The organism is Enterobacter cloacae complex sp. IR5412 (genome assembly GCF_049237385.1).
Taxonomy (GTDB): domain Bacteria; phylum Pseudomonadota; class Gammaproteobacteria; order Enterobacterales; family Enterobacteriaceae; genus Enterobacter; species Enterobacter intestinihominis.
Window position 1 is genome coordinate 453,472 of sequence record NZ_JBMKHQ010000001.1, and the last position, 13,376, is coordinate 466,847.

The window sequence follows — 13,376 nt, forward strand, 5'->3', positions numbered from 1 at the left end:
GATTTGGATCACATATAAAGGCCGTGCGGCTCCGTACACTACCGATCCATTAACCTTGATGAGGCAACGTCATGCATCCACGTTTTCAAGCTGCTTTCTCTCAGCTTGCAGAGAATTTGCAATCAGCCCTGGCTCCGGTTCTGGCGGATGCGCATTTCCCCGCCCTGCTGACGGCAGATCAGGTCACGACGCTTAAACAGGCAACGGGGCTGGACGAAGACGCGCTGGCTTTCGCCCTGCTGCCGCTGGCGGCTGCTTGCGCCCGCGCTGACCTTTCCCATTTTAACGTAGGCGCAATTGCGCGCGGCGTGAGCGGGACCTGGTACTTCGGCGGGAACATGGAGTTTCTCGGTGCGACCATGCAGCAAACCGTTCATGCGGAGCAGAGTGCCATCAGTCACGCCTGGCTGCGCGGCGAAAAGGCCCTGCGCGCCATCACCGTCAACTATACCCCTTGCGGCCACTGCCGCCAGTTTATGAATGAGCTGAACAGCGGTCTTGAACTGCGTATCAACCTGCCGGGACGCGCGCCGCATACGCTGGGTGATTACCTGCCGGATGCTTTTGGCCCTAAAGATCTTGAGATCAAAACCCTGCTGATGGACGAGCAGGACCACGGTTACGCGCTCTCAGGGGATGCGCTCAGCGAAGCGGCCATTGCCGCCGCCAATAAAAGCCACACGCCATACAGCAAATCACCAAGCGGCGTCGCCCTTCAGTGCCGCGACGGCCGCATCTTCACCGGCAGCTATGCAGAGAACGCCGCGTTTAACCCGACGCTGCCTCCGCTCCAGGGCGCCCTGAACCTGCTCAGCCTGAACGGGTATGACTACCCGGATATTCAGCGCGCGATCCTTGCTGAAAAGGCCGATGCACCGCTGATCCAGTGGGACGCGACCGCAGCCACGCTGAAAGCGCTGGGCTGTTCAACCATCGACCGCGTGCTGCTGGCATAATCTGTTCGGCGGGCAGATTTGCCCGCCAGTCTGACGAAAAACCCCTCAGTTGAATCGCTGTTTCTTGCGCTAACCAGGCGGGTACAGTAGCCTGAGGGAAATTTCATCATCGGTACGAGCCATCTGCATGTTAAAGCGCGTGTTTTACAGCCTGTCTGTCCTGGTCGGCATACTGCTGTTGATCGTGCTGGGTCTCGACCGCTGGATGAGCTGGAAAACAGCTCCCTACATTTTTGACGACCTACAGGACCTCCCCTACCGCCAGGTTGGCGTGGTGCTTGGCACCGCCAAGTATTACCGCACCGGCGTCATCAATCAGTATTACCGGTATCGTATTCAGGGCGCGCTGAACGCCTATAACAGCGGCAAGGTGAACTATCTGCTGCTGAGCGGCGATAACGCGCTGCAAAGCTATAACGAGCCGGTGACGATGCGCAAAGACCTGATTGCCGCAGGCGTCGACCCGGCCGATATCGTGCTCGACTACGCCGGATTCCGCACGCTTGATTCCATCGTGCGTACCCGCAAGGTGTTCGACACCAACGATTTCATCATCATCACCCAGCGTTTCCACTGCGAGCGGGCGCTGTTTATCGCCCTGCATATGGGGATCCAGGCCCAGTGCTACGCCGTGCCGTCGCCAAAGGATATGTTGAGCGTGCGCGTACGCGAGTTTGGCGCCCGTTTTGGCGCGCTGGCTGACCTGTACCTGTTCAAGCGTGAACCGCGCTTTTTAGGCCCGCTGGTGCCGATCCCAACGATGCACGAAGTGCCTGAAAATGCGCAAGGTTATCCGGCGGTGACGCCGGAGCAGCTGCTGGAAATGCAGAAGAAGTAATAACTGATGTCGGGTGGCGGCTTCGCCTTACCCGACCTACGATCGCGATTTTGTAGGCCCGGTAAGCGTCGCGCCACCGGGCAAAAAAAGGCCCGCTACGTGAGCGGGCCTTTCCATTCTGAAGAACTTATTTCTTACGCGCGTACTTCAGTGAATCCAGGGCAACCGCGAAGATAATGATCGCGCCCTTGATGATGTACTGCCAGTACGGGTTCACGCCGATGTAGGTCAGGCCGTAGTTGATCACGGTGAAGATGATCACACCGGTCACCACGCCCAGCACGGTACCCACGCCGCCGCTGAAGGAGACGCCGCCGACCACGCAGGCCGCAATCGCATCCAGTTCGTACATAAAGCCGAGGTTGTTGGTGGCAGAGCCGATACGGCCTGCTTCCAGCATCCCGCCGAAGGCGTAGAACACACCGGACAGGGCATAAATCATCAGCAGGTTCAGAGCCACGTTGACGCCGGAGACTTTCGCCGCTTCCGGGTTACCCCCGATAGCAAAGATGTTTTTACCGAAGCGGGTTTTGTTCCACAGGATCCAGACGAACGCCACCGCAATCAGCGCATAGAAGGTGATATAGGAGAGACGGAAGCTGCCCAGCGCAACAAACCCCTGCGTGAAGGTCGAGAAGCCGCTTTCGAAGCCAGAGATTGGAGACGCGCCGACGAAATCGTAGTACAGGGAGTTGATACCATAAACGATGATCATCGTGCCAAGCGTGGTGATGAATGGCGTCACGTTCAGGTAAGCAATGATGATGCCGTTAATCAGCCCAATTACCGCGCCGATGGCGCATACGATCAGGATCACCACGAAAATCGGCATGGTCGCCATCTCCGGGAACACCTTGTTGGCGTTTTCCATCGACTGCAACAGGGTTGCCGCAATAACCGCCGCCAGACCCACCTGGCGCCCTGCCGAAAGGTCTGTCCCCTGGGTAACGATGAGCCCTGCCACGCCCAGTGCGATGATAATACGTACGGAAGACTGGGTCAGAATATTACTTAAGTTCAGCAGACTTAAGAACGTTGGGTCCTGGAAAATAATTATCGCCAGCAAGACTAAAAGAACAACGTAAATACCGCCTTCTTTCAGATAAGTGAGAAAACTTTTTTTATTTAACGCACTCATGAGGAGCCCCTGATCTTAAAGGTGCAAAGACGCAAGACGCAAAATTTCGTTTTGCGTTGTCGTTTTGGTTTCAACAATACCGGCAACGAGACCATTGCTCATAACCAGAATACGGTCTGTGATCCCTAACAATTCCGGCATTTCGGAAGAAATAATAATGATCCCTTTATCTTTTTTCGCCAGCTCTGCGATCAGCTGGTAAATCTCGAATTTTGCACCCACGTCGATACCGCGCGTAGGTTCATCCAGCATCAGTATTTCAGGCTGGGTTAATAGCCAGCGACCAATAATGACTTTCTGCTGGTTCCCTCCCGAGAGTGAGCCAATTTGCGTGCGGTGGCCCGGCGTTTTCACACGCATGGAGTCAATCACCCACTGGGTATCGCTCTTCATGCGGGAATTATCAAGCAACCCGACCTTGTTTTTGTAATTGCGAATATTAGAAATTAACGAGTTAAAGTTAATATCAAGATAAGCGTAAATACCGGTGGAACGCCGCTCTTCCGTCACCAGCGCAAAACCATTATTAATGGCTTCATTGGCGTTGTGGTTGTTGATTTTCTTACCGTGCAGGGTAATGGTGCCTTCGGCTTTCTCACGGATACCAAACAGGGTTTCCACGATATCGGTGCGCTTAGCGCCCACCAGCCCTGCGATACCAAGGATCTCGCCCTTGTGCAAATCGAAAGAGACATCGCGGATGGACGGCTGACGCAGTGAGGTCAGGTTACGCACCTCCAGAATCACTTCGCCCGGCTTGTTTTCTTTATCCGGGAAGCGCTGGTTCAATGAACGGCCAACCATCATGGCGATGATCTTGTCCATGTCCAGCCCTTCCAGCGGCTGGGTGGCAATCCACTGGCCATCGCGCAGGATGGTAATTTCATCGCACAGCTGGAAGATCTCTTCCATTTTATGTGAGATATAGACAATGCCGCAGCCGCGATCTTTCAGCTTACGGATGATGGTAAAAAGGTGGTTAACCTCTTTTTCCGTCAATGACGATGTCGGTTCATCCATGATCACGATTTTCGCATCATAGGAGAACGCTTTGGCAATTTCGATCATCTGCATCTGGGAAACGGATAATGTCCCGACGCGTGCGCGCGGGTCAATATCAATATCCAGCTCATCGAAAATGGCTTTGGTGTCGCGATACATTTTATCCTGATCGACAAAGACACCTTTGGTTGGATAGCGGCCCAACCACATATTATCCATAACTGAACGTTGCAGAACCAGGTTTAATTCCTGGTGTACCATCGAGATACCGTTCTCCAGCGCTTCTTTCGCTGAATGGAAGTCGATCTCTTTTCCCTGAAAAAGAATGCTGCCAGAATCTTTTTGATAGATCCCAAAAAGGCATTTTAATAATGTTGATTTACCCGCACCGTTTTCACCCATTAACGCATGAATAGAGTGAGGACGAACTTTTAAATTAACATTATCGAGCGCCTTAACACCGGGGAATGACTTGTTAACACCGGTCATTTCCAACAAGTATTCACCGGACGACTGAGTAGTTGTGCTGACCATAATTATACCTTGTTGGCCTCGCATATCGCGTTATAAAAGGGCGCAACGAATTGCGCCCAGTGAAGACAATTCAGATAACTTATTTACCGATAAACTCAGCCAGGTTGGACTGGTCTACGCCCACGTAAGGAACGCGAACGATTTTGTTTTCAATTTTCCAGCTGGTGCCGTCAGCAGCGCCTTTACCATCAGCGAGGTTTTTCGCCAGATCGAAGGTGGCTTTCGCCTGGTTGTTAGCATCGTTCAGCACGGTACCGGCCATTGCGCCAGATTTCACCAGCGCCAGCGCTTCTGGCAGGGCATCCACACCGAATACAGGAATGGCGGATTTGTTGTGTGCTTTCAGCGCTTCAACTGCACCCATTGCCATTGCATCGTTGTTGGCGATGACCACTTCAATTTTGTTGGCGTTCGGGCCAGAGAGCCACGCATCCATCTTATCTTTCGCCTGAGCGGTGTCCCACATTGCGGTGTCTAACGCCAGCTGCTGGGTTTTCAGGCCCTTGTCGTTCAGCTCTTTAATAACGTAGGTGGTACGTGCTTCAGCATCCGGATGGCCCGGTTCGCCTTTCAGCAGAACGAACTGGATCTGACCATCTTTGTTCATATCCCAGTTTGGGTTCGCCGCCCAGTGTTTCGCAATAAGATCGCCCTGGATAATCCCGGACTCTTTGGAGTCAGTACCCACGTAATACGCTTTATCGTAGCTGTCCAGCGCTTTACGGGAAGGCTCTTTGTTGAAGAAGACAATCGGCACGTTCTGGCCGCGTGCTTTCTCGATCACCGTACCTGCCGCAGCCGGGTCAACCAGGTTAATAGCCAGCGCTTTCACGCCTTTTGCCAGAAGAACGTCAATCTGATCGTTCTGTTTAGACTGGTCATTCTGGGAGTCATTCATCAGCAGCTGCACGTCTGGCGCTGATTTAGCATCTTTTTCAATTGCTTTACGCACAACGGACATGAAGTTGTCGTCGTATTTATAGATAGTCACGCCAATACGGGTATCCGCTGCGTGTGCTGCTGCGCCAAAAAGCATGCTTGCCATGACAGCAGACAGAGTCAACACCTTCTTATTCATGGTATCTCCGGTTTTTTTTATGCAGGGTAGTTCTTGTGAAAAACGGTCGGCGGGCAGATGTTAATAAAACGTTACTGATCGCCGAAGTTCACTTATAAAATGTCCAGCTTCCGTGTTCGGTAACGCTCCAGAAATGCGTTTTATTCGTTGTTTGAGGCATTCTGGTAACGGTAAAAGTGAATAATCACCGTTACATTGTGTTTCAGCCCCTAAAACGCTGACATCATAGACAGCGGCTTGTTAAGATACTGTGAATTTACTCACAGATTGAAAACGGTTACATCACGTGATGTTATCAGTTAGTGATCGGAGCCACAGTTTGTCGAATAGCGACCGAATGGCGGCGTACTAAAGTCGGCATAAAACAATGCGTTGCGTCAGGATCTAACAGCCCTGCCGCCCCCTGTAACGCCAGCTCTGTCGCCAGTTTCGCCATCGACGCAATGGGGTAACGCACCGTTGTCAGCTGCGGATCGGTGTAACGGGCAATCGGAATATCATCAAAACCGATCAGCGATAAATGCTGCGGCACCGCAATGCCATTATCTTTCAGCGCGGTAAGCGCACCTGCCGCCATGCTGTCGTTATAGGCAAACACGGCCGTCAGCTGAAGATTACGCCCCAGCAGTTCAACCATTGCCGCTTCACCGCCCTGCATGTCCGGCGAACTGGTACCTACCCAGCTCTCCAGCGGCGCAATGCCCTGTTCTTTCAGGGCGTTTTGCCAGCCCTCACGGCGCATCATGTCGTCTTCAATACCGTGGCTGGAAGCCAGATAACCAATGCGCTGATGGCCGTTGCTGATGAGCATCCGCGTCGCCATCATCGCGCCGCTGATGTTATCCAGACCGACACAGCGATGCGCATAACCGGGGACGATACGGTTGATCAGCACCATACCGGGGATCTGCTCCATAAACCCGGCCAGCTCTTCATCGCTCAGGGCTTTTGAGTGCACAATCAGGGCGTTACAGCGCTGGCGGATCAGTACCTCAATGGCATAACGCTCTTTTTCAGCCTCGTGATAGCTGTTGCCAATCAGCACATATTTCTGGTGCTGCTGGGCAACGACGTCCACCGCTTTGACCAGCGCGCCGAAGAAGGCGTCCGACACGTCCATCACCACGACACCAATGGTATCGCTGACCTGCGTCGCCAGCGCCTGAGCATTGGCGTTTGGCCGGTACCCCAGCTGGGTCACGGCTTTCATTACGGTTTCACGCGTTTCAGGGCTGACCAGCGCACTGTTGTTCAGCACGCGGGAGACAGTAGCAACAGAAACACCCGCCTGGCGGGCGACGTCACGAATGGTGATCATATTCACCACCCTTAAAAGGATTGCAGCAACTCACAGACACCCCCTGTGTTTAGCAAGGTGGCTATTCTGGCAGCGAGAGAGAGGAGACTACGTGAAGAAGCTCACACAGATGAAAACGCTTACATCCGTTTTGTTAATGATTGTGATCCAGATCGTTATCTGGATGTATTACGCAATGACACGCCCGACGCAAGGGCGGTTAACCGTCGCCATACCCACTCCAGCGGGCCCTGGCGGAAAAAACGCAGCCAGATAACTGAAAACACCACGTTAACAATCCAGACCGGAATAACAAACGCCAGCAGCGTCAGGCGGTCGAATTTCATAAACAGGCCGAATCGGTAGAAAAGCGTGGTGCATATCAGCGTTTGCAGGATGTAATTGCTTAACGCCATCCGTCCAACGCAGGCCACCGCACTGACGATCCACAGGCGAGAAAGCCGGGGCCAGAAGCCATAGATCAGCGCCGCATAGCCAATGGTCTGGAACGGCGCGCTCAGCTCTCGCGGCACCTGCAACAGGAAGGCGCACCAGCGGTAATCCCACTGAAGATGCCACTGTAAGATCACCGCCGGAAGGTTAATCATCACGCCGAGCAGTACCAGGCCAGCGCCTGTGAGACGATAGTGTCGCAGGCTAAATTCTCCTTTCAGCCAGCCGGTGCGCATCAGGGCTGCGCCCATCAGCATCATCCCCGCCAGCTGCCAGCCGTATTGCGCCCCCAGCGCCAGCAGGTTATCGCCGAGCATATCGGCCCGGTTGCCGATCGCTTCCATGCCGCCTTTCAGCTTCCAGAACTGCTCATATTGCAGATTGGCCGCATCCGGGATCCACGAACGACTGGTGGAAGCATCGGCAATCATGCCAAGCAGCAATAACACGGTCAGTCCCATGACATAGAGCATCACGCCAGTATTAAAGAGGCTTTTTACACCGGGCGCGTCGCGGATCAGCCGCCAGCAAATCAGGCCCACCAGACCATACGCGAGCAGAATATCGCCGTCCCAGAAAAGCAGCCCGTGAATAAAACCGAGGATAACCAGCAGCGTTAAACGCGACTGGATCCAGCGCGTACCGCGTTTGAGGAGAAGCTGAAGTCCCGCGCCAAACAGAAGCGCAAAGAGGGTCAGAAATTTAACCTGTGCGAAGAGATCAAGGATTGCCCACGTCCAGGCGTCGCTGCGCGTGATGTCGCCATACCATGCAGGGTTCAGATAGGCGGCCTTCGGCAGACCGAAGGCGCTGATATTCAGCAGCAGGATACCGAGAATGGCGACGCCGCGAACAAAATCGAGCGTGACGTTTCGCTCCATGGTCCCTGCCCTGTCTGATTAGTTGTGGTGGCGCACGGCGCGCAGAAACTCCTGGCGGGTGTTCTGGCTCGATTTGAACAGGCCGCCCAGCGAGGTGGTGGTAGTCGCGCTGGTTGCATCACGCACGCCACGCGCTTTCACGCAGTAGTGAACCGCGTCGATAGACACCGCCACGTTGTTAGTCCCCAACAGGGTTTGCAGTGCGGTCAGGATCTGCTGCGTCAGACGCTCCTGCACTTGAGGACGCTGGGCAAAGAACTGCACGATGCGGTTGATCTTGGACAGGCCAATGACCGTATCTTTTGGAATATAGGCCACCGTCGCTTTACCATCGATGGTCACAAAGTGATGCTCGCAGGTGCTGGTCAGCGTGATATCGCGTACCGTCACCATCTCATCGACCTTCATCTTGTTTTCAATGACGGTGATTTTCGGGAAGTTCGCGTAATCCAGGCCGGAGAAAATTTCGTCGACGTACATTTTCGCGATGCGGTGCGGCGTCTCCATCAGGCTGTCGTCGCTCAGATCGAGATTCAGCAGTTGCATGATCTCCGTCATATGGCCGGCGATCAGACTCTTGCGGGTAACATTGTCCAGCTCCTGCACCGGCGGGCGCAGTGGCGTTTCAAGACCGCGCGCAACCAGCGCTTCATGGACAAGGGCTGCTTCTTTACTGAGTGATGACATTCTTTTCTCCTGCAGGTGTGGCGTCTTTTGCCCTCGTTGTGGCAAAAGTGTGCGCTCATTGTGCGTGAGGCGACGCACATAATCCAGTATTCACGTCGATAATTATTGCAATTGCTGTTGCCTTTCAGCCTGACGGTTCCAGACTAACGCTCCGCCAGCGAACAGCGCGATCCCCGCCAGCCCCAGCGCGGGTTCCAGCCGGTGCGTGAGCCAGGTCGAGAGTGCCGACGTGACCGGACCAATCAGCTGACCAATGGCATACCCGGTGGTGAGCAGTCCCGCCATATAACGCGTATGATCTGGCGCCAGCTCGCGACCGTACAGAAGAGAGAGCTGCACGGCGCAGAGGAACCCGCCGCCCACCAGCAGCCCACCCGTCAGCAAGCCGCCAATGCCCGGCAGCAGCCAGGCCGCCAGCACGCCTATCCCCTGTAACCAGAGAACAATCGCCAGCCTGCGGTTAGCGCTTGATGTATGCCGCAGGGCAATACTGAGCGCAATCCCCACCACCGAGGCGGCGCCAAATATTGGCCAGACAAACTGGGCAAACAGGCTGCCCGGGAAACGCACCGCCGCCATTTGCGACAGGAAGGTCGCAGGGAGGATATAGCCGAACCCTGCCAGGCTGTAGCTCCAGACCAGACGCCTGAGATCCGCGGTCAACAACAGCGGCTCAGGCGCGGTACCGGGGCGATGAAGCTGGCCCGCGCGCGGCAGGTAGCGCGCCACCAGCGCAATCAGCACCAGCGCCAGTACGCCGTAGATTTGCCATGCCGCGCCGGCAGACAGGGATCTCGCCTGAATATAGACCGCCAGCAGGCCACTCAGGGCGATACCGGCCCCGGGTCCGGCAAAGACGGCTGCACTAAGCCCCGGCTTGCCCAGCTGCCCCAGCCGCTCGTTGGTCCAGGCGGCAATCAGCACCATCGACCAGCCGCTCATGCAGCCGATCACAAAGCGCAGCAGGCCGTGAACGACAGCATTATCTGCCGCCGCAGAGAGCAGCGTCAGCGCCACCGCGCCAGTGATGCCAAGCCAGAGACGCGTTTCAACGAAGCGATGAGCGCGCATAGCATCCCATGCCCCCACCAGATAGCCCAGGTAGTTCATTGCCGCCACCAGCCCCGCGCTGGTAAGCGTGAGTTGCCCGGCGGCAATCATCAGCGGCACCTGAGGCGTGAAGGCGAAGCGCCCTATCCCCATCGCCACGACCAGAACCACAAATCCGCTGAGCGCGATACGCAGCGCCATGATCGCTCCAATTGTTAAAGAAAAGTAAATTTATGATGCAACATCTCGCCGTCCTGCGAAAGTGAAAGTTGCTCACAGGTCAATGAAAACTCTGTATTATGCGTTTAATGAATAGTCTTTCGGATAAGGAGCCCTGCATGGAACTGCTCGAAGAGCATCGTTGTTTTGAAGGTCGACAGCAGCGCTGGCGGCACGACTCCACCACGCTGAACTGTGCTATGACGTTCAGCATTTTCCTGCCCCCTGCGGACAATCCACCGGTGCTGTACTGGCTTTCAGGCCTGACCTGCAACGACGAAAATTTCACCACCAAAGCGGGCGCCCAGCGTATTGCCGCCGAACTGGGCATTGCGCTGGTGATGCCAGATACCAGCCCGCGTGGCGATGACGTGGCCGACGATGCCGGATACGATTTGGGTAAAGGCGCCGGGTTCTATCTCAACGCCACGGAACAACCCTGGGCGAGCCATTACCGCATGTATGACTACATTCGCGATGAACTGCCTGCCCTGGTGCACTCTCAGTTCGCGGTCAGCGAGCGCTGCGCGATAAGCGGACATTCGATGGGTGGCCACGGGGCGCTGATAATGGCGCTGAAAAATCCGGGGAAATACACCAGCGTGTCCGCATTTGCGCCGATTGTGAACCCAACGCAGGTGCCGTGGGGGCAAAAAGCCTTCACGCACTATCTGGGTGAGGATGCAGAGAAATGGCAGGAATGGGACAGCTGTGCGCTGTTGCTGGCAAGCCAGCCAGAAGACGCTATCCCGATGCTGGTGGATCAGGGTGATGCCGATCAGTTCCTCGCCGGGCAGTTACAGCCTGCGGTGCTGGCGGAAGCCGCGCGCCAGAAGGACTGGCCGCTGACTCTGCGCATACAGCCGGGATACGATCACAGCTATTACTTTATGGCGTCCTTTATTGAAGATCATCTTCGCTTCCATGCGACACATTTGTTCGCGTAAATACAGCTGTTTGCCCGATAGCCTCTCGCCTGTCGGGCCTTTCCCCTCATTTACATAATCCTATCCGCTTGAATCCAGCCTGTTTTCCGTCGCCCTCACTCAAACACAAATGATTTCAATTATCATTTGTGTTTACAATTCTACATTCTTTTGTACAATTCCAGGCTCTTCTCCATCTCAAAGAGTGCTTACAAGACAAAAACATACAGTTCTCAGGGTTATCCCGATGGAGTTTTTTTCATTTTTATACGGAATGTACAAATGACAATACCACGCATTAAGCTCCTGGCCGTCGCCATTGGCGCTGCCACATGTTCCCCCTTCGTTCACGCAGCCGATCAGGACACCGTTGTCGTTACCGCGACGGGTTTTGAACAAAAGATCCAGAATGCCCCCGCCTCCATCTCTGTGATTTCAAAACAGCAGATTGAAGATAAAGCCTACCGTGATGTTACCGATGCCCTGAGAGATGTCCCGGGCGTCGTCGTCACCGGCGGTGGAAGTAGCAGTGATATCAGTATTCGCGGCATGGCCTCTCAGTACACCCTGTTCCTGGTGAACGGCAAACGCGTCAGTACGCGAAGCACCCGCCCCAACAGCGACAACTCGGGTATTGAACAAGGCTGGCTGCCGCCGCTGGAGTCCATTGAGCGCATCGAGGTCATCCGCGGCCCGATGTCCTCGCTTTACGGCTCCGATGCTATGGGTGGCGTCATTAACGTCATTACCAAAAAAGTCTCGAACACCAAAGCCTGGACCGGTTCGTTGCATGGCGATGCAACCTTCCAGGAAAATCATGACTCCGGCGATATCTTCCAGACCAACGCCTACGCCTCTGGTCCCCTGATTGACGGGCTGCTGGGTGCAAAAGTGACGGGGCTGTTGTCACGCCGCGCAGAAGATAAAATCGTGAACGGCTATAACGAGCAGAAAATGCGTAACGGTGGCATTACGCTGAACTTCACGCCGGACGAGAAGAACGATTTCGATCTCGACTTTGCTCGCGAGCTTCAGGACAGAAACAGCACCCCGGGGATGTCGAAAGCGGCTGAAACCTGCCGGGGAACAACTTGTACGCCAAATACCAAAAGCGACTCGCGCTATGAGCACACGACCTACTCGTTAACCCACAGTGGTTATTACGACGACTTCAATACCACCAGCTATATCCAGCAGGAAGAGACCAATAATCCAGGTCGCAAAATGCGTTCCTACAACACCACCTTTAACAACCAGAACCAGATCTTCCTCGGCGATCATACGTTGACCCTCGGCGGACAGTACCGTTATGAGAAATTGCGCGACAACGGCAATCAGCTAGAAGCTGCTGACGGCCTGAACAAACTGACGCGCTGGAGCTGGGCCCTGTTTGCCGAAGATGAATGGTCAATGACGGAAAGCTTTACGTTGACCGGCGGCCTGCGTATGGATAAAGACCAAAACTACGGGACGAACTGGACGCCGCGCGGTTACGGCGTATGGCACCTGGCCGATCAGTGGACGTTGAAAGGCGGGGTTTCTGCTGGCTATCGTGCGCCGGATCTGCGTCAGTCGTCTGCCAGCTGGGGCCAGGTGACAGGTGGCGGCCGTCTTGACGGTATCATCGTCGGCAACCCGGATCTGAAACCCGAGAAGAGCCTGAGCGAAGAGCTCGCCCTGCTCTGGGATAACAACGATAACCTTAATGCCGGTGTGACGCTGTTTAATACCGACTTCAAGGATAAAATTACGGAAGTTCGCCGCTGTAACAGCAGCGCCGATCCCGCCTGTACGATTGGCGATCATAGCTATGATTTCGTCAGCGATCGCGTCAACGTGGACAAAGCCAATATGCGCGGTGTGGAGTCCTCGTTCGGCTGGAAAATCACGCGCGATGTGAACTGGACTGCAAACTACACCTATACGGAATCCGAGCAGAAGAGCGGCCAGTTCTCCGGCAAGCCACTGAACAAAATGCCAAAACACATGTTCAACACCACCCTGGACTGGCAGGCGACGCCCGACGTCGGCTTCTGGAGCCGTCTGAACCTGCGCGGTAAAACGTCTGAGTATCTGAGCCGCACGTCAATGTCACAGGGTACACCGTCCTACACTCAGGTTGATGTCGGTATGCGCTACAACGCCAACAAAAACCTGCTGGTTACTGCCGGTGTGTATAACGTGCTCGATAAGCAGATTGATTACGATACGTATGACACCGTGCTGGATGGCCGTCGCTATACCGTTGGCATGACCTACAGCTTCTGATCTGCCCATAAAAAAGCCCGCTCGATTGAGCGGGCTAAAAGAGAGGAAG

The 13,376-nt window shown here is 54.8% G+C and carries 11 protein-coding genes; 4 read left to right on the forward strand and 7 right to left on the reverse strand.

Annotated features, from left to right (window positions below; genetic code table 11):
• The first annotated feature begins 71 nt into the window (after window positions 1-71).
• Both cdd and sanA read left to right on the forward strand, forming a co-directional pair.
• On the forward strand, window positions 72-956 hold the full coding sequence (gene cdd / locus ACOTX2_RS02205; RefSeq protein WP_022648692.1) for a cytidine deaminase: 885 nt from the start codon (window positions 72-74) through the stop codon (window positions 954-956).
• A 127-nt stretch (window positions 957-1,083) separates the two neighbouring features.
• Window positions 1,084-1,794, forward strand: a complete 711-nt coding sequence (sanA, locus tag ACOTX2_RS02210; RefSeq protein WP_022648693.1) for an outer membrane permeability protein SanA — start codon at window positions 1,084-1,086, stop codon at window positions 1,792-1,794.
• A gap of 127 nt (window positions 1,795-1,921) precedes the next feature.
• Here sanA and mglC read toward each other — a convergent pair whose 3' ends face one another.
• From mglC to ACOTX2_RS02245, 7 genes are all read right to left on the reverse strand, one after another.
• Window positions 1,922-2,932 (reverse strand): galactose/methyl galactoside ABC transporter permease MglC, encoded by a 1,011-nt coding sequence (gene mglC / locus ACOTX2_RS02215; protein WP_022648694.1) that lies wholly within the window; start codon window positions 2,930-2,932, stop codon window positions 1,922-1,924.
• Window positions 2,933-2,947: 15 nt separating this feature from the next.
• The gene (gene mglA / locus ACOTX2_RS02220) at window positions 2,948-4,468 is read right to left on the reverse strand and encodes a galactose/methyl galactoside ABC transporter ATP-binding protein MglA (protein WP_003859320.1); all 1,521 of its coding nucleotides are present in this window, start codon (window positions 4,466-4,468) and stop codon (window positions 2,948-2,950) included.
• 79 nt (window positions 4,469-4,547) lie between these two features.
• A complete protein-coding gene (gene mglB / locus ACOTX2_RS02225) occupies window positions 4,548-5,546 on the reverse strand; it encodes a galactose/glucose ABC transporter substrate-binding protein MglB (protein WP_022648695.1) in 999 nt (332 codons plus the stop codon).
• Between the two features lie 295 nt (window positions 5,547-5,841).
• A complete protein-coding gene (gene galS / locus ACOTX2_RS02230; protein WP_048966254.1) occupies window positions 5,842-6,864 on the reverse strand; it encodes an HTH-type transcriptional regulator GalS in 1,023 nt (340 codons plus the stop codon).
• 155 nt (window positions 6,865-7,019) lie between these two features.
• Complete coding sequence (gene yeiB, locus ACOTX2_RS02235; RefSeq protein WP_046619122.1) at window positions 7,020-8,177, reverse strand: DUF418 domain-containing protein YeiB; 1,158 nt, start codon at window positions 8,175-8,177, stop codon at window positions 7,020-7,022.
• A gap of 18 nt (window positions 8,178-8,195) precedes the next feature.
• On the reverse strand, window positions 8,196-8,864 hold the full coding sequence (gene folE, locus ACOTX2_RS02240; RefSeq protein WP_017383384.1) for a GTP cyclohydrolase I FolE: 669 nt from the start codon (window positions 8,862-8,864) through the stop codon (window positions 8,196-8,198).
• 102 nt (window positions 8,865-8,966) lie between these two features.
• On the reverse strand, window positions 8,967-10,115 hold the full coding sequence (locus ACOTX2_RS02245) for a YbfB/YjiJ family MFS transporter (RefSeq protein ID WP_022648697.1): 1,149 nt from the start codon (window positions 10,113-10,115) through the stop codon (window positions 8,967-8,969).
• Window positions 10,116-10,252: 137 nt separating this feature from the next.
• On the opposite strand from ACOTX2_RS02245, the gene fghA reads away from it, so the two are divergent.
• Together fghA and ACOTX2_RS02255 are read left to right on the forward strand one after the other, a co-directional pair.
• Window positions 10,253-11,080 carry an S-formylglutathione hydrolase gene (gene fghA / locus ACOTX2_RS02250; RefSeq protein WP_038416422.1) on the forward strand — a complete coding sequence of 276 codons (828 nt, stop codon included), beginning with the start codon at window positions 10,253-10,255 and terminating at the stop codon, window positions 11,078-11,080.
• Window positions 11,081-11,341: 261 nt separating this feature from the next.
• Window positions 11,342-13,327 (forward strand): ligand-gated channel protein, encoded by a 1,986-nt coding sequence (locus ACOTX2_RS02255; RefSeq protein ID WP_023306610.1) that lies wholly within the window; start codon window positions 11,342-11,344, stop codon window positions 13,325-13,327.
• Window positions 13,328-13,376: the final 49 nt, after the last annotated feature.